The organism is Trinickia violacea, from assembly GCF_005280735.1.
Taxonomy (GTDB): Bacteria; Pseudomonadota; Gammaproteobacteria; order Burkholderiales; family Burkholderiaceae; genus Trinickia_A; species Trinickia_A violacea.
Genome location: NZ_CP040077.1, coordinates 1,426,132 through 1,446,383 on the forward strand (window position 1 = coordinate 1,426,132; position 20,252 = coordinate 1,446,383).

Consider the following 20,252-nt stretch of genomic DNA (forward strand, 5'->3'; position numbering starts at 1 on the left):
ATGAACAAGGTTCTGACCGTCATTATTGGCGCACTGATCATGATCGCCATCGCGACGCTGGTCCTGGTTGCCCTGCCGTATCGCCAACTGACGGACGAGTCACCGCCGGAGCAGCTGAAGCCTTACACGATCGCTCAACTGCGTGGCCGAGCCACCTACGTCGGCATGGGATGTGTTTACTGTCACTCGCAGCAGCCGCGGCCCGCTGACCTGGGACCGGATGGTTTGCGAGGCTGGGGCCGTGCTTCCGTACCGGCCGACTACGTCTATGACTACCCGCATCTGCTAGGCGTGGCCCGTACCGGCCCAGACCTTTTCAATATCGGCGCGCGACAACCGAGCGTGGACTGGCATCTCACACATTTGTACCAGCCGCGCAGCGTGGCGCCAGGCAGTGTCATGCCGGCCTATCCGTTTCTGTTCAAGGTGGTGGCTCATGCTGCGCCTGGCGAGAAAGTCGTCACGCTGCCTCCGCAGTACGCACCTGTGGGCGGCCAGGTCGTTGCGACACAGGAGGCGCTGGACCTCGTCGCGTACCTGACTTCGCTCAATCACACCTATCCCGTTGCAACCGATGAATCCGGAGCGGCCAAATGAACGACAACCGAAAGCAGGACCGAGTGCGCGCACGGGAATACGCGGAGCCAGCCGAGCGCACCAACCCTGTACCGTGGCTTCTTGGGCTCGTGGCGGCATGCCTCACGGTATGGGGTGTCAGCTACTTCCTGCTCAATCCCGGGCTTATGTCACCCAGGACCGCAGCCTCCGGTGGTGCACCAGCCGCCACGAGTGCGGCGGCTCCGGCTGCAGCGGATGGCGCACAGATCTTTGCCAGCCGCTGTGCGTCCTGCCATCAGGCGACGGGCGCAGGGCTGCCAGGTGTGTTCCCACCGTTGGCAGGCTCTGAATGGGTGAATGGCGACGCAAAGACGGTCGCACTGATCCTGCTTCTCGGCATCAATGGAAAGATCAGCGTCGCCGGCTCCACCTTTAACGGCACGATGCCCGCATTTGGCACGACACTGTCCGATGCGGAAATCGCAGCGGTGGCATCGCACGTTCGAGCGAGCTTCGGCAACAAGTCGTCTGCGCTGACGGCAGACCTCGTCAAGACAGAGCGGACCCAATTGGGTAGTCGCACGACGCCGTGGGCAGGTGGCGACGAACTGAAGTCGCAGCACTAGATCGAGCACGCAACATGCAATCCGACCGCCCCGACAGCGTCGTGCTCGATGTGCGCGGCATGTGGTGCACCAGTTGCGCCAATGCATTGGAACGCGTGCTTCAGCGTCAACCGGGTGTCCTCGACGCCAAGGTGAGCTTCGCGTCGGAATCGGCTTCGCTTCAATGGGACCCGGCGGCGATCTCGCTCGCCCAGATCCTGCAGCACGCCACCAGACTCGGGTACGAGTGCGTGCCCGAAGGCGCGGGCCACGACCGACGGGCGCATTTCGCGAAGATCAGGCATGACCTGCTGGTCCGCCTGGTCGTCGCTGCCTTTTTTTCGATGTGGGTCATGGTCGCCCAATGGACCTTGTATGTCGCACCCGAAGGCAGCCTGTCGCCGGCCGTGCAATATTGGCTCGCGCTTTTCGCGTGCCTGACAACAGTCCCGGTTATCGGCTACTGCGCGCTGCCGTTTTTTCGCGCAGCGTGGCGCACGCTGCGCGCTCGAGCGCCGGGGATGGACTTTCTGGTTGTGCTGGGCGCCAGTTCATCCTGCCTTCTGTCCGTGTGGCACCTGATTCACGGTGCGTCGACTGTCTACTTTGACTCCGCTGCCATGATCGTGACCTTCCTGCTGGCCGGACGGCTGCTGGAAACCGCCGTGCGGAGCGGGTCGTCCGACGCAGTCAGAGGTCTGCTGGAATTGCCTCCCGAGACGGCACGAGTCATCGACGCGACCGGAGCCGAAATCCGTGTGTTGGCCAAACGGGTGGAACGCGGCGACGTCATCCGCATTTGCCCCGGTGAACGCGTGCCGCTGGACGGCGTCGTCACTCGAGGCATGTCATCTCTGGACCGCTCGTTATTGACCGGTGAAACCGTATTCAAGACCGTGGAGCCGGGCGATGTTGTCGAGGCTGGTGCCCTCAATGGGGAGGGCGAATTGCTGGTTGCCGTCAAGCGCATATGGGGTGAACGGCGCGTGGACCTCATCGCGCGCAGCGTGCGGCAGATGCTGGCCCGTAAAACGGCGACCCAGGCGCTCGCCGAGCGATTCACCCGCTATCTGGCGCCGGGAATCTGCGTGCTTGCGGCGCTGACCCTCGCATGGGGCATGGCCAACAGCATGGCAATGGCCGGCGCGATCGAGCGCGCCATCGCAGTGCTGGTCATAACGTGTCCTTGTGCGCTTGGCATGGCCGTGCCGCTCGCGCTCAACGCCGGTGTCGGCAGAGCTGCGCGGGCGGGCATCCTGTTTCGCGATGTAGAGGCGATCGAGAAGGCCGGTCACATCGCGCTCTTCTTTCTGGACAAGACCGGAACGCTGACCGAGGGCACGCCTCAGCTAGTCGGCTCGCGCGTGGCGATGGGAGTTAGCGAGGCCGAACTTGTCGCAGCGGCGGCCATAGCGGGGCGGGGCAGTGAGCACCCCCTAGCGAAAGCTGTCTGCGCGCTCCTGCCTCAGTCGCGCCGGGCATCGGTCGAGGCGGCCGCCGGATCGTCCCGTGCCGTGCCGGGGTCGGGCGTCGAATGGACCGGTGCTGACGGGACTTGCATCCTCGTTGGGCGCGGCGCGTTTCTGATTGCCTGTGGCATTTGCACGCCTGAAGTCACGACCGAACATACGACGATACACGTTGCGCGCAACGGTCAATGGCTCGGTGCGCTTTACTTCTCCGATAAGCCGCGCTCAGGCGCGGCACACGCGCTTTCGCAAATACGGGCAGCAGGCGCGGGTCTCGCCATGCTGACCGGCGACCAGATGGGTGTTGCGCTGCGCATAGCAGAAGCCGTCGGCATCGACGATTGCGCCGTTTACGCGAGTCAGGCCCCCGAAGATAAGGCGCATCGGATTGTGGCCGCGCAGGCCTCAGGCGCAAAGGTGGCCTTCGTCGGCGATGGACTCAACGACGCCCCGGCGCTTGCCGCGGCCGACCTCGGCGTCGCTGTGGGCAGTGCATCGGCATCCTCGATCGCTGCAGCGTCGGTGGTGCTTGTCGATGGCGGGATTGAAAAACTGGACGTTGCGCTCTCGCTCGCTCGCCAGACCGCGCGAGCGATGCGCCAAAACCTGATTGCAGCAGCGATTTACAACGTCCTCGCGATTCCGCTCGCCGTATCGGGACTTGTGTCCCCGGCAATGGCTGCCGTACTGATGATCGCGAGCTCATTGTCGGTCACGCTGAATTCCTCTCGGCTGGCAGTGAAGGGGAAGAAGGAGCGGCGCGTCCCGAAACAGAAACAGGGCAGTGCGCCTTTGCGCATATTGCTCACTAAATAGTCGTAGAGGATTCCTATGAATAAGCATGAACGTGACATCTCCGCTCAGCGGCGCAAGCTGCTTGGCAGTCTCGGCGCGTTGGGCGTCGCCGCGTTCGGTGGTTCCCTCACGGCGAGGGGGGCGGAAAGCAGCACCATTGAGTTGCCGTTCGACAACGGCGAGCGCGCCCTGACGTCCGCCTTTCCACAGAAATCGGGCGTCATTCTGCAAAGAACACGACCGCCGTTGATAGAAACGCCATTCGACGTCTTCGACCAGGGCGTCCTCACGCCGAACAACCGCTTCTATGTTCGGTGGCACTTGGCGAGCATTCCGACTGCGGTGGATCCCGCAACGTTCCGGCTCGACATCCGCGGGCACGTCAACAGGGTAGTCAGCCTGACGCTGAATGATCTCGTAAGAAAGTTTCCGCGCTTCGAGATTGTGGCGGTCAACCAGTGTTCGGGCAATTCGCGGGGGTTCTTCAGTCCTCGGGTGCCAGGCGGGCAATGGGCCAATGGCGCGATGGGCAATGCACGCTGGACAGGTGTGCGACTGAAGGACCTGCTTGAACACGCTGGCGTGGGTGCGAATGCTGTCCAGGCGCGGTTTAACGGCCTCGAAACCGGAGTGATTCCGCAGACGCCCAAATTCATGAAATCGCTGGCGATCGATCATGCGCTCGACGGCGAAGTGATGGTGGCCTATGCGATGAACGGCGAGGCGTTGCCGCTGCTGAACGGCTACCCGTTGCGGCTGGTTGTGCCCGGATGGTACGCAACGTACTGGGTCAAGATGTTGCACGACATTGAGGTGCTCGATAAACCTGACGAAAACTTCTGGACCGCAAAGGCCTATCTCGTTCCGGATAACCATTTTGCAAACGTTCATCCGGGTGAGACAGGCTTCAATCAAGTGCCGATTCACACCATGCTGCCGCGCTCGTTCTTTACCAATGTACGCTCCGGCGCCACGGTGCGATCGGAGCAGCCGATGCTGGTGCGAGGCATCGCGTTTGGCGGCTTGAACGCACTGAAACAGGTTCAGTTTTCCGCCAATCAGGGGCAGACCTGGACCGATGCGAACCTGGGTCAGGACTATGGCAAGTACAGCTTCCGCCAGTGGCACACAGTGGTCAGCTTTCCGCAGCCGGGCAAGCAGGTGCTCATGGTGCGCGCGGTCGATGCGACTGGCCAGGCTCAGCCGAACACCCCGAACTGGAACGGGGCGGGGTTCATGCGCAATGTCATCGAGTCCGTCGACATCGATGTGGTCTAACACGCAAGGCTAAACGATGAATGCGAAGCTAAACCGAATTGCGACTGTCTGGGTGGCGCCCGTTCTGTTAGGCGCGGTTGCTGCGGTGGTGGGCAGCCACTACCTGCCGGAATCCATTGCCGAGCAGGCGAAGCGGCAGGCCGAACTGGTCCCTCCAGTTTATTTCACTGCGGTCAACGTCACGCTGCCCTCAGGCTCGGTGATGTTCCCGCCCGGTGAGGGCTCGGAAATCGCGAACGCCAACTGTGTGATGTGTCATTCGACGGGCATGGTTTTACGGCAGCCCGCAATGACGATAAGCGAGTGGAAAATCGAGATCATGAAGATGCGCGGCGCGTTTGGCGCACCGCTTCCCGCTGATCAAGTGGATGCACTCGCCCGCTACCTCGGTGTCGTTAATGGGAAGAAGAGTGAATCGGGTCCCTCTGCCGTCGACAATCAAGCAAGCTGAGACGGCAGCAGTGGCGCCAGAGGCGACAAGTCAAGGGAGAGCGTTGGCCTCTGAGGCATGCGCCTGCTGCCGCACGGTGCGCTTTCGCAGAGGGGCCAGAGCCGTTGCTGATGTGTCCGGCATCGCGTTGCAGATCGCTGCGCCGAAGTGCGCCATCTGCTGGACCACGTACGCGGGGCTTGTCAATGCGAGCTGGTTCGTCGCAGAGACCGTCAATCCGCTCTGGCTGACGTTCGCGACGCTGACTTTGATCCTGTCGCTCGCCGTCGGCGTGCGAAGGGCGTGGCAAACGCGCCGCATGGCACCGATCATGGGCACAGCGACAGCGTGGGTACTGCTCGTCGTGGGATGGTTCGCGGACGTGTCACCCGTCAGATACGCTGGATTTGCGTTGCTATTAGTCTGCTATGCAACCTCTGAAAGGATCTGGCATCGTGCGACCCTTCAAGCGAGATCTGATTTAAATTCGGACTAAAAACATAAGCAGTACTTGGAATATCGTTCGTCTTTCATCCGAAAACCTTTGATGTGACAAAACTCGTCCAATACCATCGCCGCCGCCGAGTTCCTTCGGCATGGCAGGTTTGAGGTTGCGGAGAGGGGAATGCTTCGTTGTCGGAGGATAAGTTTATATCGCCAAGATCGGTGGTGACATTACATAATCATGTAGGACCAGCGCGGCCTTTCGCGCTTCCGGAGGCCGGTTCTGGAGACTATAATTTCTTATTCGCACGCCCGAGTGAGATGTCCATTCAGCGTGTCTATCGGAGACCGACTCTACCGACGTTAATTGAGGTCTTTACCTGACCCCAGAGAGGTTCCATGGAATCCGCAAACGAACTGGTGTATTTGGTGGACGACGACAGGCGGGTGCAAGAAGCACTTTCTGCGCTGCTGCTCGCAAATGGAAGAAACGTCCGGGCATTCAGCTCCGGTGGAGAGTTTCTGAACACACCGCGTCAAAACGCCGTTGCGTGTCTGATCTTGGATATGAGAATGCCGGGCATGAGTGGCCTGGAGGTGCAGAAGCTCATCCGCATGGATTCTCCGATTCCCGTCATTTTCATTACTGGAATGGGCGACGTGCCGTCTGTGGTCCTGGCCATGAAGGGCGGGGCTGTTGATTTCCTCACAAAACCCGTCGATGAAGACGCGTTGATGCGCGCCGTCGATGCAGCCCTCGCAAGGGCGCACGTTCTTCGCAAGGAGGCGGAGGATGCGACGATGCTCCAAGCTCTCTATCAATCGTTGACGCCTCGCGAGCAGGAGATTTTGCCTTTGCTCGCAAGCGGCCTGCTCAACAAACAGGCGGCAGGAATCCTTGGTATCACCGAATACACCGTGCAGGTGCATCGCGGCCATATCATGAGAAAAATGCAAGCAGATTCATTCGCCGCTCTGGTAAAGCAGGCAAGCAAGCTACAGCTCGAAGCCTCGCCTAAAACCACGTTCAATGCCTGACCGGAGGTGGCTCGCGTTACCACCAGCCGTCGTCAATGTGCTGTTGTGCTCGACCTCGCTATCGGAAGGCTGAAGCTGAAGGTTACCCCGCGGGACACGTTGCGCACGGCCCAAATGTCACCAACGTGTGCGTCGATGATGGATCGGCAGATGGCCAGTCCAATGCCCATTCCCGTTTTTTTCGTGGTGAAAAACGGCTCGAAGATCTTCTCAAAGTCCAGTTGCCCTGGCCCATGATCCACCACGTCGACCACCACATTGTCCGCATCGCGACGCGAGCGGATCACCAGCAGCTTCGGTCGTTCCTCCGTCGTCGCTAACGCTTCGATTGCGTTGCGCACGAGGTTCACGATCACTTGCTGAATCTGAACCGCGTCGGCGCTGATCTTCGGCACGTCTTCGCCCAACATTGTCTCGAGCGAAATCGCGTTGCGCTGGATATCGTCGGCCATCAGCGTGCATACCTGAAGGATCAGCTTATTGATGTCGAGATCGACCTTTTGGGGAGCCGTGTGCCTGAAGAGCGCTCGAATACGGCTTACCACGTCAGCTGCGGCATTCGCGTCTCGGAGCACCTGCTCGGCCGAGTGTTTGGCTTCGTCAATCCTGGGCGGCGTTGCAGCGAGCCATCGCACGCATGCGCGCCCATGCGCCACGATGGCTTGGAGCGGTTGGTTGATTTCGTGGGCGATGGAGGCGGACAGTTCGGCGACAGCCGCGAGCCTCGACGCCTGCGCGAGCCTCTCCTGCGCATCGCGCAAGGCCTTCGACAGTTCTTCGCGATCGTCGATGTCGACATCGAGGCCGAAGAACTTCATCACTTGCGCGCTGGCCGCGTCAGTACCGCGTTGCTCTCGAGCGTGCTCGACTTCGAGCCTTGACAGCAAGTGCGGCTCCTCTGCCAAGCGATCGAGCAGCGCGACAAGATGGTGTCGCACACTTTCGGATTGGCGCGCGCCTTCCTCGATTGCGATGGCCAATTCCGCCCAGCGCGGCTGCCGATATTGCTCAGACAGATAGGCCCGGACAGTGATCTGTGCAATGAGATCGAAGTAATCCAAAAGATACAGCGAGACGTCTGCCAGAAGTTCTTTGGCGATACGCTCGTCCAACTCCCCCAGTGCGATGTATGTGCTCCAGATTTCCCCCAACCCTAGGCGCAACGACTGCAGGAGACTCTGCAGCGGCACGCGTTGATGCTCATGTCTTTGGCTGATTTCCCGAAAGACGTCCATGTCCTGTGCCGATGGGGGTTCGCCCGACAACAGCGTTTCGAACCATACCTTGGCTGACAGCGCAACGGATTCGTGAACGTCCTGTTTCGCTGCCGGTGCGAGCAACTTGTATCCGTCGAGCTGCGTCAGGATCGCAAGCGTACGTTCGACAACAAGCGTCAGATCGGCTGCGATTGACACGGTTCTTTCCCGCAGGTAATTGCTGATTCTAGGAACTTTGGCTAACACGGAAATATATCTATCAGTAACGGGCGTACGATTTCGATTAACAAGGAGCGCTGCGCGGCGATTTCTACGGCCGCGCAATGGCCGATATCCCGCCGCGTACCCTGCAGTGAAAATCGCTGCGGCGTATCATGTGGCGAAAAACGAGCCGTTTCCGGAGAAGCGCCGGTGAACGGCCCGGCAAGGATCGACAAGCGCTACCCGTTGTCCAGGGACGCGGATCTCAATCCTGTGCTCGTATGTTCTTCTGGCGCGACGAGTCCCACCATCCCCCTTACTGGTGGGCATCCCACCATCCCCCAATAAGGGGGATGCGCTTCAATCGATGGGGGATGGCGGCAAGCGCGGGCCCCCTCAACGACAGCGTGTGAGTAAAAAATGCGTGTGATTGTAGAAACGCCCGTGAGCGGGCCGCACCTTTTCCTTGCAACGAAGGTCGTTCCGCCGCGCTTGCCGATGGATTTGATTGATCGTCCGCGGCTCGTCGGTCTGGCTGAGCGCGTCGAGTGCAAACGTCTCACCGTGATCAAAGCGCCCGCTGGGTTCGGCAAAACTTCGCTGGCGGTCGCCTGGTTGGACCGGCTGCGCGCGAGCGGTGCACAGGTGGCGTGGCTGTCGCTCGACGCGGAGGACGACGAACCCGCGCGCTTCCTCAATTATCTGGCGCATGCGTTGCGGCATACCTGCGGCGGTGTGGGCGCTGCGGCGATCAGCCTGACCGCCGACTCCGCGTTTGTCCCTTCACACGTCGTCGTTTCCACGCTAGTTAGCGACCTTGTCGAAGTCGACGACGAGGTCGTCCTGTTTTTGGACGACTATCACCTGGTCAGCGATCCAGCCGTACACGATGCGATGTCGTTCTTTATCGAAAAGGCACCGCCGCATGTGCATGTGGTCCTCTGCAGCCGCACAGATCCATCGCTGCCGCTCGCGAGGCTGAGAGCGGGAGGCGACCTGCTGGAAATCGATGCGTCGGCGTTACGTTTCGACCTCGACGAAACGAGGCACTTCGTCGAACATGCATTGCCCGGTATGCGGAACGCCTCCTACATTGAGACGCTTTTTACGCGCACAGCAGGTTGGGCTGCGGCGTTGCGCATCTCGATGTCCGTGGTGTCGCGCAAGGAATGCCAACCGGCTCAGGGGCGTAATGCGCCGTCGGGTACGTCGCGCCCGTTCGCCGCCTACATCGAACAAATTTTCGAGCAATTGCCCACGGAAATGGTCGAGTTCATGCTGCGCACGTCGATACTCGATCGATTGAGCGCGCCGCTCTGCGAGGCGATAACAGGCCTGCGCACGAGCCAGCGCATGCTGGACGAAATCGCCGAGGGCCAGTTACTGTTGCAAGCGCTCGACTGCGACGGGCGATGGTTCCGTCATCATCATCTGATGGGCGATTACCTGCGAGCGAAGCTCGAGGTACAGCACGCCGATGAGGTGGCGGAATTGCATTGCCGCGCATGCGAGTGGTATGGCGGGCAGGAGCTTTGGGGTGAGGCGGTCAAACACGCGATCGCCGCGGGCAACACAGATAACGCGATTCGCCTGATGGAGCGGTGCGCGATGGCGCTGGTCAAGAAAGGCGATCTGCTCACGCTGCTCGATTTGCAACGCCGGTTTCCCGCGAACCAGGCTGGCGCACGGGTGAAGATTACGCTGGCGACCGCTTGGGGAATGGCGCTCGCCATGCGTTTCGACGAAGCGCTCTTGATGCTGGATACCGTCGAACGTGATATTCCGTCCCACGCTAGCGCTGAACGCGTGGAGGACCGGTGGGAATGCCAGGCGATCCGCTCGGTCGTCGCGGCACTGAAGGACGATCCCGAGCGGGGGCTCGCTCTCGCCGAGCCATGCGTCAAGCGGCAGTCCGCCGATATTTGGACAACCAATGTGGCATCCAATGTCGTGCGCCTCGCGCATTGGAAGGCCGGCAACCTGGAAGACCTTTACGCAACGCCGTGGAGTTCCTATTCAATCGAAGAAGACCAGCGCAACCTGTATTCGTCGGTCTACAGGCTGTGCCTGCTGGGACATGCGGAGATGCAGCAGTTGCACATCGGGCTTGCCGAACGGTATTTCACGGAATCGATGCGAGTAGCCGAACTCTATGCCGGTCCCGATTCGATCGCGGTAGCGCAGTGCGCACCATTGGTCGGACAAATCTGGTACGAGCAAGGCCGGCTGGACGAGACTGAAACGCTGATTGCGGGGTTAATGCCAGTGATTGACGTTGCGGTCTTGCTCGATAGCGTGTTGATCGCCTATCGCATCCTCATCCGAATCGCAGTCGCGCGTTCGGATGTGAGGCAGGCGTACGCGTTGGTCGACCGCGCGCAGGCGTTGGGCCGCGCACGTCAATGGGAACGGATGGCCGCCGTCGCCCTTGTCGAACGCATACGGCTAAATCTTGCGGAAGGTCGTGTGGTCGAGGCTGCTGCATGCGTTGCGCAACTCGATCAGGTGGCACGCTCCCATCCCCATCCTTCACATTCCATCTCGCTCGAGATCGAAAACTACCGTGCAATCGGGGCGGCCTCTGTTGCCGCGGCCCAGCAGCGGACGGAAGAGGCCACCGTGGTGCTGAGCGCCGCGCTGCAGAGCGCCGAACGACGGCATGAAGATTTCCTGGCGATACGTTTGCGAACCATGCTTGCGCTGGTCTGGCTGGCGGCGAACGAACGCACCCGTGCAATCGAGGTCTTTCGCGAAGTCCTGAAGGTCGCCGCTCCCGCAGGGGTGTGCCAATCCATCCTCGACGTGGGTCCGGAAATCGGAGAGCTGCTGCATGCCGTATATGAAGACGCGCATCAGACGGCGCAAACGAACGAGCTAATCTCCTACATCGAACATCTGCTCGATGCCTGGCGGCTGCTGTATCAGCCTGGAGGTTACCGTCAGCGCGACACTGAGCGCGGATCGCTAAGCTCAAGGGAGTGCGAGATCGTCGACTTGATTGCCGGAGGACAGTCGAACAAGGAAATTGCGAAAACGCTCGGGATTGGGGCTGAAACGGTCAAAACCCATGTGAAGAACATCTTCATGAAACTAGACGTCGATAAGCGAGCTCACGCCGTCGCACGTGCGCGGGACCTCGGTCTCTTGGGTCCGCACTAGGCCGCATGCTCACTCCGCGTTTGAACTTTAGACCCCAGCACCTTCAAGCAATACTATCCAGCAAGTCCAACAACGCGTCCCCATCGACAGGCTTTTTGAAGAAGCCCAATGCGCCTCTTTGCAGATAGTAGTCTTCCGTAAGCGCGCCCGGTTTGCCTGTGATAATGATGACGGGCGTTGCTGCGTCAGGATGAACCACTCTTTCGAGCACTTGTATGCCGTCGATGGGGCGCATTCCCAGGTCGGTGATAACGCATACGAGACCGGCGTAGCCGTCGGCAAAAAAATCCAGTGGAGATTCGTAGATCCGAGCGCCATACCCGCCAGAGGCAAGCAGGTTCGCAAGAGCTTCCAGAACGCGTCGATCGTCGTCAATCACGGCAACGGTCCGAACCGGAGGCGGGATCATTATTTTCTCCGGCTCGTCAAGTCCAACAGAGAATTAGCGTTAGCGTCAGCCATCGAACGTCAATCTCATGCGGTCGGCGCCGATAGGAAATTATAGCCGTGAGAATCGTCAGACAGAAGCGATTGAGGCCATATTGTGCATTACATGAATATGTAATGGCACTACTAAATATAAATTTGTAGGCTTATCTTTTTGCATCAGAAATAAATCCTTTGACGTTGGCAAACCCGTTCCTCGCAAGATGCCATTCCTGCACCCAGCAGACGCTCGGTCAGGACTCGCCGCAACGCGGAATTCACCACTTTTCGACAACCACGGTCGTCTATGCCAACCGCGATGGGTTTATCTTAGGTGACTAATATCTTCTATTCTTTGATACGGTTTCGACAGTCGCAATGATTCGATCGTAGGCGCTCGATCGCCCCCAAGCCAGCCTGCCGCGCGCGGCCTTCCAGCGTTCTCGCAGGGACTACGCGTCGTTCTTCAAGACGACGTAGGCCGGCCGCTCACGACTCGGGCAAGCACCAGAATGGATCGAAATTCCATGAACCAGATCGAACTCGATGTGGATCGCGCTCCGTGGCTTCGCGCGCGCGAGCGAACCGTCCTTGTTCCCGAAGATTCGGGCTACAAGCCCCTCGACGGTCTCTTCGATGCCACGATGGACTCCGGGCCCTTCTTGCGCCTCGCTATCGGCATCGCGTCGGCGCTTGCCAAAGTCCACCAGAGTGGGCTCGTGCATAAGGACGTCAAGCCGGCCAACATCCTGGTGAATCCCGATAGTGGTGAAGTCAAGCTCACGGGTTTCGGCCTCGCGACGCGGCTTACGCGAGAGCGTCAACGGCCCGAGCCACCCGAGTCTATCGCCGGTACGCTCGCCTACATGGCGCCGGAGCAGACTGGGCGGATGAATCGTTCGGTCGACTCCCGCAGCGATCTCTACGCGTTTGGCGTGACGCTCTACCAGATGCTCACGGGAAGTCTGCCATTCACCGCTGTGGATCCGATGGAATGGGTGCACTGCCACGTCGCGAGAGAGGCGGTGCCGCCGCACGAGCGCGTGGGCCACTTGGCACCGGTCCTTTCTTCGATTGTGATGAAGCTGCTCGCCAAGACTGCGGAGGAGCGCTATCAGACCGCAGCAGGCGTTGAAGCGGACCTGCGACGCTGCCTGGCGCTTTGGGAATCCAAGCGACGCATCGACGAATTCCCGCTCGGCGAGCGCGACGCATCGGACCAGTTGATGATTCCGGAGAGGCTGTATGGGCGATCAGGCGAGATCGAGACCTTGCTTGCGGCCTTCGATCGCATCGTCACAAGCGGTGCACCCGAATTGGTATTGGTCTCCGGGTACTCCGGCGTTGGCAAGTCGTCCGTCGTCAACGAACTGCACCGGGCGATGGTGCCTTCGCACGCGCTCTTCGCCTCCGGCAAATTCGATCGCTACAAAGACATCCCCTATGCGACGGTGGCGCAAGCTTTCCGGAGTCTGATACGGCCGCTGCTTGGCAAAAGCGAAGCGGAGCTTGCGGCTTGGCGCGACGCTCTGCGGGAAGCACTGGGGCCGAATGCCGGACTCGTCGTGGATCTCGTTCCTGAAGTGGCGCACATCGTCGGGCAGCCCGCACCCGCCCCCGAATTGCCTCCACAAGACGCGCGCCAGCGGTTTCAGCTCGTGTTCCGGCGGTTCATTGAAGTGTTCGCCAGGCCGGAACATCCGCTAGTGCTCTTCCTCGACGATTTGCAATGGCTCGATGTGGCGACGCTCGATCTGATAGAGGACCTGTTGAACCGGTCTCATCCGCAGAACCTCTTGCTGATCGGCGCCTATCGCGACAACGAAGTCGATTCCGCCCATCCGCTGATGCGAAAGCTCGATGCCATCAGGGCCGCGGGCGGCAAGGTGGCGACGATCGCGCTCGCGCCGCTTGCCCGGCCGCATCTCGAGCAGCTGATGGCGGACGCTCTTCGTTGTGAGCCAGCGCGGGTCGCGCCGCTCGCGCGGCTGGTGCATGACAAGACCGCCGGAAATCCGTTCTTCGCCATTCAGTTCATTGCTTCGCTGACAGAGGACGGTTCGCTTATCTTCGATCATGATGCGGCGCGCTGGTCGTGGGACCTCGATCGCATTCGCACGAAGAGTCATACCGACAATGTGGTGGAGCTCATGGTTGGCAAGCTGACTCGCCTGTCAGCAGAAACGCAGCAGGACCTGCAATTGCTGGCGTGCATGGGGAACAGCGCGGAGCTCGCCCTGCTGGAAACCGTTTCCCCGCGCGCGGAAGACGATCTCCATGAAGGGCTTTGGGAAGCCATTCGTGCGGGCCTCATTGCCTGCACGGAGCATTCCTGCAGCTTCGTGCACGACCGGGTTCAGGAGGCGGCGTACTCCCTGATTCCCGAGGAGGCGCGTGCGCAGATCCATCTCCGGATAGGCAGGGTGCTCGCTGACAGCATCCCGCCGGAAAAGCTGCCGGAGATGATCTTCGAGATCGTCAACCAGCTCAATCGCGGCGCACACCTCATCACGTCACAGGACGAGCGCGAGAAGCTCGCCGATCTGAACCTGATCGCCGGAAAGCGCGCGAAAGCATCGTGTGCCTATGCCTCCGCGCTGACGTATCTGAGTGCCGGCGCATCGCTGATACAGGAGGATGCGTGGGAATGCCGGCAGGAGCTTGCTTTCGCCCTGGAACTGCACAGGGCCGACTGCGAACTCTGGACGGGGGCGCTCCCGTCCGTCGAGAGGCGTCTTGAAGCGCTTGCAACGCGCGCTGCCGATACGGTCCAACGTGCGGCCGTCGCCAGCCGGCGTGTGGATTTATACAAGATGCTCGGGGCTAGCGACCGCGCGGTCGCGGTGGGCTTGGAATACCTCCGGCATGTGGGCATCGACTGGGTCGCTCATCCCACCCAACAGGAAGCGCATCGCGAGTACGAGCGGATCTGGTCCCAGCTCGGAAGGCGTGAGATCGAGGAACTCGTCGATCTGCCGCTGATGAAGGATCCGGCGTGTCTTGCCACGCTCGACGTGCTCACCACGCTTGGAGCGCCGACGTTATACACCGACGAGAATTTGTACGCACTCACGATCTGCAGGGCGGTCAATCTCAGCCTGGAGCGTGGCAACAGCGACGCCGCGCCTGCGCGTTACGCCGCGGTCGGACTGATCGCCGGCGACCGCTTCGGCCAATACGACGCAGGTTATCGACTCGGAAAGATGGCCTGCGATTTGACCGAACGTCGCGGATGGAAGCGCCTGGGAGGAAAAACCTATCTGCTCTTCGCGCTCGTGGTGCCGTGGACACGACCGCTTCGAGAGGGTATCGATCCGGCCCGACGTGCTTTTCAGATGGCGAACGAGCATGGCGACCCGACGTTTGCTGCATACGCCTGCCGCAACCTCAGTTCCAATCTGCTGGCCTCAGGCGATCCACTCGATCAGGTTGCCCGTGAAGCCGGTCACGGTTTGGAGTTCGCGCGCACGGTGCGGTTCGAGTTCATCGTCGACATGATCTCTGCCACGCTCGCGCTCGTGGGCACACTGCGTGGCGAAACCGCGAAATTCGGCTCGCTCGACATCGGCGTGTTTACGGAGCGGTCGTTCGAGGCGCGCCTCACCGATCTCCCGGCTCTGGCTTTGCCCGAATGTTTCTATTGGATCCGCAAGCTGCAGGCACGCTTCTTCGCCGGCGACTACGCATCGGCTGTCGATGCCTGCGAAAAGGCGGAAAAGTGCTTTTCGACGTCGGCGTCGTTTTCGGTCATGCTGCTGGAGCGAGCGGACTACCACCTCTATGCCGCTCTCTCTCGTGCGGCATGCTGCGAGCCCATGGGCCTCGATCCGTTTGCAAAACATCGGGAGGCGCTGTCGGCACACGAACGGCAACTCCGGGCATGGGCGGAAAATTGCCCACAGAACTTCGAGGATCGTTCGCTGTTGGTCGGCGCGGAGATCGCGCGCATCGAAGGGCGCTTACCCGAGGCAATGGATCTGTACGAGCGAGCCATTCGCTGTGCGCGTTCGAATGGCTTCATTCAAAACGAGGCGCTGTGCTACGAACTGGCGGCGCGCTGCTATGCGGCGCGCGGCTTCGACGAGATTGCGCACCTCTACTTGGGAAACGCACGGCGTGCTTATCTGCGGTGGGGAGCCTTTGGGAAGGTGCGACAACTCGATCGGCTCTATCCCGCGTTGAAACAAGACGATCGTGCCTCGGGCTCCGCGGGCATGATCGACGCGCCTGTCGAAGATCTGGATCTGGCCACTGTGATCAAAGTGTCGCAGGCGGTGTCGGGCGAGATCGTCCCCGAAAAGCTCATCGAATCCCTGTTGCGTACGGCCATCGAGCATGCCGGCGCGGACCGTGGGCTGCTGATTCTCCCGCGTGACGGCGAATTCCTGATTCAGGCGGAAGCGAAGACCAGCGGCACTGCTGTTTCGGTCAGCCTGCGCGAGACGCCAGTTTCCGCGGACGGGCTTCCCGAGACAGTGGTCCGCTATGCCGCGCGCACCCAGGAGAGCGTGCTTCTCAACGATACTTCAGTCGGCAGCCTGCATTTCAGCGACGAGTACATCGGCGCGCAGGGCGTCCGGTCGATACTCTGCCTGCCGTTGATTAAGCAGGGTGCGCTGGTTGCGCTGCTGTACCTGGAAAACAGGTTTGCTCCAGGTGTTTTCACGCCCGGCAGAATTTCTTTCCTGAAGGTGATTGCCTCCCAGGCTGCGATTTCGCTCGAAAACAGCAGCCTGTATCGCGAGCTGCAGAAACGGGAGGCTGAGATTCGCCGCCTGGTCGACGCCAACATTGTCGGGATCCTGATGTGGGACCGGGAAGGCCGGATTCTCGAGGCCAATGATGCGTTCCTGCGCATGGTCGGATACCGGCGCGAGGATCTCGTGTCGGGTCGGCTGCATTGGACCGACCTGACGCCTCCCGAATTACTAGCCCACCAACTCGAACAAATCTTGCCGCAGCTCGAGCAGACCGGCAGCGTGCAGCCTTTCGAAAAGGAATATCTCCACAAGGAGGGTCACCGCGTTCCCGTGCTCATCGGATCGGCCGCTTTCGACAACGAACATAGGCGTGGCGTAGCCTTTGTCATCGATATGACCGAGCGTAAGCAAGCGGAGGAAGAGCTGCGGCGCAGCCGCCAGTACCTGGCGGAGGCGCAGATGGTCAGCCACACGGGAAGCTGGGCCTGGAGCCCCGTTTCAAATGCCATTCTGTATTGGTCGGACGAGTGTTATCGGGTCATGGGCCATGACCCCGCGAAGGGTCTGCCTTCGTTCGAGCGATTGGTCGAGGACGTTCATCCTGATGACCGCCCCCGAGTTCTGGAGGGCCTGGGGAAGGCCGTGCGCGAAGGTTCCGACTGGGAAGCCGAGTACCGGCTCGTGCACTTCGATACCGGAGTGAGAACCGTCCGTTGCCTGGCGCATCCGATTCTGGACCGCGCGGGCCAGGCGATCGAATACATCGGCACCGTGATCGACGTCACGGAGCGCAAGCGTGCGGAGGAGGAGCGCGAGGAACATCTATGGTTCCTCGAGTGCATGGACCGCATCAACCGCGCCATGCAGCGAACGAACGAAGTCGAGGGCATGACGCGCGGCGTGCTCGAGGAGGCGCTGGCGATCTTCAATTGCGATCGGGCTTGGCTGGCCTATCCCTGCGACCCCGATGCGCCGACGTGTCGCGCGGTGATGGAGCATACGCATCCGGACTATCCGGGCGCCTTCGCGCTCGGCGAGGAACTCCCGGTGGACGCCCAGGCAGCGGAATGCCTGCGCGACCTGCTGCACGCCCCAGGGGCGGTGGTGGATCCAGGCATCCCGTCGGAGATTCGCGAGCGGTACAACATTCTGTCGACGATCGCGATCGCGGTTCGTCCCAGGGGCGACAGGCCGTACCTGTTCGGGCTGCATCAGTGCTCGCATTCACGCTCCTGGACCACAGTGGAGCGTAGGCTCTTCGAGGAGATTGGCAGACGCCTGGAAGATGCGTTGACGAGCGCGATCGCGCACCGCGACCTGCTCGCGAGCGAGGAGGCGCTGCGCACGAGCGAGGAGCGCTTCCGAACCCTGGTCGAACACGCGACCGATGCCATTTTCCTGTACGACGAGCAAGGCATCGTGCGCGACGTGAACCGTCAGGCGTGCGAGGCGCTCGGTTATACGCGCGAAGAGCTCATCGGCATGCGCCCCCGTCAGTTCTCCCCCGACATCACGACCGAACACACCCAGTGGGTCCGGCAGCGGCTGCGCGAGGACGGAAGCGCGACGTTCAATCACCGCCACCAGCGAAAAGACGGAAGCCTCTTTCCCGTCGAAGTGCGGGTACGGGCGTTCGACCGCGGTGGACGCCTTTTCGCCATCGGGCAAGTCAGCGACATCACCGATCGCAGGCGCCGCGAGCAGCGGCTGCTTGCGCAATTCGGCGTCACGCGGACGCTGTCGGAAGCGGGCTCGCTCGAGGAGGCGGCACCGCGCATTCTGCGCGAAATATGCGAGGCACTCGAGTGGGACTGCGGCGCATTCTGGCGCGTCGATTTGGACGCTGCGGTGCTGCGGTGCATACAAAAATGGTATTCGACCTCTGTTGCGCCCCCCAGCCTCGAGTTGGCGACGCGGGAGAGCACCTTCGGCGTGGGGCTCGCCGGGCGAGTATGGTTGAGCGGCGCACCCATATGCATTCCCGACATGACTCTCGATCAGGAGTGTCAACGGGCGGAATCTGCCGCAAAGGAAGGGCTCCACGCGGCCTTTGCCTTTCCTATCACGCTCAAGAAGGGCGTACTCGGGGTGATCGAATTCTTCAGCTGCGAGGTCCGCTATGCCGATCCCGAGCTTCTGCAGATGATGACCACCGTCGGCAGCCAGATTGGACAATTCATCGAGCGCACGCGAGCGGAAGACGCGCTGCGGCATGCGCGGGAAGGGCTTGAGCAGGCGTCACGGATGGCGACTGTAGCCGAGCTGTCCGCGTCCATTGCCCACGAAATCAACCAACCGCTGCAGGCCGTTGTGGCCAATGGGCAGGCTTGCCGGCGCTGGCTCGCAGCGACGCCGCCCGACATCGAGAAAGCCCGGCTCAGTGCCGAAGCCATCGTCCGTGACGGATATGCCACGTCGGACGTAATAAGCCGTATTCGCGCGCTGTTCAAGCGCACGGCTCCTGCAAAGGTCGAACTCGACATCAATGAGCTGATAATTCAGGTCTGCACTCTGATGGCCGACGACATTCACGGGAAGATGATCTCGCTCGAGACTCAGCTAGCCCAAGACGTGCCGATGATCAGAGCCGACGCAGTGCAGATTCAACAGGTGATCGTCAACCTTGTGCGTAACGCCGTCGAGGCGTTGGCGGCGACGTTGGAGCGCAAGAAGTGGCTAGTGATCCGCTCTCGGCGCGACGGGGACAAGGTGGTGGTGGATGTTCAGGACGAGGGCGGCGGGTTGACGAATCTGGAGACGATATTCGAGCCTTTTACCACCACAAAGGAAACCGGTATGGGCATGGGGCTCGCGATCTGCCGGTCGATTGTCGAAGCGCACGCCGGCCGTATTTGGGTCGTGCGTAATGAGGTCCGTGGCGTGACGTTTAGCTTCAGCCTTCCGATTGAAGCTTCGGATGCAACGTGAAGCGCGGCCTGCAATGTCAGTACGGTTCGATTTCGACCTTTCCGCGGAAGATGAAATACTGATAGAGGTTGTAGCCGACCATCACCGGCAAAAGCATTCCGAAACCGGCAAGCATGAAAGCGAGGGTTGAACTATCGGACGCTGCATCGTGAATCGTGAGCCGTCCAGGAATGACGTAGGGCCACAGGCTCGTCGCCAGTCCGATGAACGAACTGAGAAAGAGGGCCGCGGCGCCCGCAAATGGCGCTAGAACTCTATTCATGGCGGTAGTGACGACGATATAGAGACCCGACATCGCAGCGATGAAGGCAAAGACGAGGAGGACATGAAAGATGCTCGGCTCGGTCCATCTGGCCAAGCCGACTTCGCTAAGGGAACGGGTGCCGAAGGAAAGCACCAGCGCGCACACCATTGTGGTGAAGACGCTGAGGATGGTCCACTTCCGGGCGTTTCGCTCGACTCGACCTGTCACCTTCTTGATGAGGTACGTAGCGCCTAGCAGGATGTATCCGGATACCACCCCAAGCGCCGAGACGAGCGAGAACGCGAAGTCGGCTGTGCCCCCGGAAAATCCCGTAATGAGCCTGCCCAGTATCAGTCCTTGCGCAATGGCTGCGAGAAGGCTGCCGACTCCGAAGACGCAGTCCCATGCCCGGGGCTTTCGGGCTGCATGACGAAACTCGATGGCTGCTCCCCGCATGATGAGTGCGGCTATGAGAAGCATCACGACGCCATACATACCGCTGAGAAGCGTCGCATAGACAATCGGGAATGCGCCAAATAGCCCCCCGCCCAGAACGACCAGCCAGGTTTCGTTCGCGCCCCAAACGTGATTGATCGAATGAATCATCTGGTCTCGGTCGGAGGCGCGAGGTGTCATGAGGCTCAGAATGCCGATGCCGAGATCGAATCCGTCGGTGATGACATAGAGCGCCAAAACAATGGCCAAAAGGCAGAACCACAGGTTGGCGAGGATGTTGTGTGCCGATGTGTCTATCATTGAA

General features: G+C 60.7%; 12 protein-coding genes. 9 read left to right on the plus strand and 3 right to left on the minus strand.

Going from position 1 to position 20,252, the window contains the following annotated elements; translation table 11 throughout:
- The 7 genes from FAZ95_RS06555 (at nt 1) to FAZ95_RS06585 (ending at nt 6,617) form a co-directional block, all read left to right on the plus strand.
- Entirely contained in the window at nt 1-597 is a 597-nt protein-coding gene (locus FAZ95_RS06555; protein WP_137331707.1) for a cbb3-type cytochrome c oxidase subunit II, read from the plus strand.
- The gene (locus FAZ95_RS06560; protein ID WP_137331708.1) at nt 594-1,184 is read left to right on the plus strand and encodes a c-type cytochrome; all 591 of its coding nucleotides are present in this window, start codon (nt 594-596) and stop codon (nt 1,182-1,184) included. Before FAZ95_RS06555 ends, FAZ95_RS06560 begins: the two co-directional genes overlap by 4 nt.
- Nucleotides 1,185-1,198: 14 nt before the next feature.
- The gene (locus tag FAZ95_RS06565; RefSeq protein WP_137331709.1) at nt 1,199-3,448 is read left to right on the plus strand and encodes a heavy metal translocating P-type ATPase; all 2,250 of its coding nucleotides are present in this window, start codon (nt 1,199-1,201) and stop codon (nt 3,446-3,448) included.
- A 15-nt stretch (nt 3,449-3,463) separates the two neighbouring features.
- Nucleotides 3,464-4,705 (plus strand): molybdopterin-dependent oxidoreductase, encoded by a 1,242-nt coding sequence (locus tag FAZ95_RS06570; RefSeq protein ID WP_137331710.1) that lies wholly within the window; start codon nt 3,464-3,466, stop codon nt 4,703-4,705.
- Between the two features lie 16 nt (nt 4,706-4,721).
- Complete coding sequence (locus FAZ95_RS06575) at nt 4,722-5,156, plus strand: c-type cytochrome (protein WP_137331711.1); 435 nt, start codon at nt 4,722-4,724, stop codon at nt 5,154-5,156.
- A gap of 112 nt (nt 5,157-5,268) precedes the next feature.
- On the plus strand, nt 5,269-5,631 hold the full coding sequence (locus tag FAZ95_RS39740) for a hypothetical protein (protein ID WP_137331712.1): 363 nt from the start codon (nt 5,269-5,271) through the stop codon (nt 5,629-5,631).
- 347 nt (nt 5,632-5,978) lie between these two features.
- Nucleotides 5,979-6,617, plus strand: coding sequence for a response regulator transcription factor (locus tag FAZ95_RS06585; RefSeq protein ID WP_137331713.1), 639 nt, complete (start codon nt 5,979-5,981; stop codon nt 6,615-6,617).
- 32 nt (nt 6,618-6,649) lie between these two features.
- Here the strand turns inward: FAZ95_RS06585 and FAZ95_RS06590 are convergent, their stop codons facing one another.
- Nucleotides 6,650-8,032, minus strand: a complete 1,383-nt coding sequence (locus FAZ95_RS06590; protein ID WP_254699821.1) for a sensor histidine kinase — start codon at nt 8,030-8,032, stop codon at nt 6,650-6,652.
- Between the two features lie 423 nt (nt 8,033-8,455).
- Between FAZ95_RS06590 and FAZ95_RS06595 the strand changes: the two genes are divergently transcribed.
- Nucleotides 8,456-11,194 (plus strand): winged helix-turn-helix domain-containing protein, encoded by a 2,739-nt coding sequence (locus FAZ95_RS06595; RefSeq protein ID WP_137331715.1) that lies wholly within the window; start codon nt 8,456-8,458, stop codon nt 11,192-11,194.
- A gap of 43 nt (nt 11,195-11,237) precedes the next feature.
- Here the strand turns inward: FAZ95_RS06595 and FAZ95_RS06600 are convergent, their stop codons facing one another.
- Entirely contained in the window at nt 11,238-11,573 is a 336-nt protein-coding gene (locus FAZ95_RS06600) for a response regulator (RefSeq protein ID WP_254699822.1), read from the minus strand.
- Nucleotides 11,574-12,147: 574 nt separating this feature from the next.
- Here FAZ95_RS06600 and FAZ95_RS06605 point away from each other — a divergent pair.
- Nucleotides 12,148-19,248, plus strand: coding sequence for a PAS domain S-box protein (locus tag FAZ95_RS06605; RefSeq protein ID WP_137331717.1), 7,101 nt, complete (start codon nt 12,148-12,150; stop codon nt 19,246-19,248).
- A 16-nt stretch (nt 19,249-19,264) separates the two neighbouring features.
- Here the strand turns inward: FAZ95_RS06605 and FAZ95_RS06610 are convergent, their stop codons facing one another.
- A complete protein-coding gene (locus FAZ95_RS06610) occupies nt 19,265-20,245 on the minus strand; it encodes a cytochrome d ubiquinol oxidase subunit II (protein WP_137334446.1) in 981 nt (326 codons plus the stop codon).
- Nucleotides 20,246-20,252: the final 7 nt, after the last annotated feature.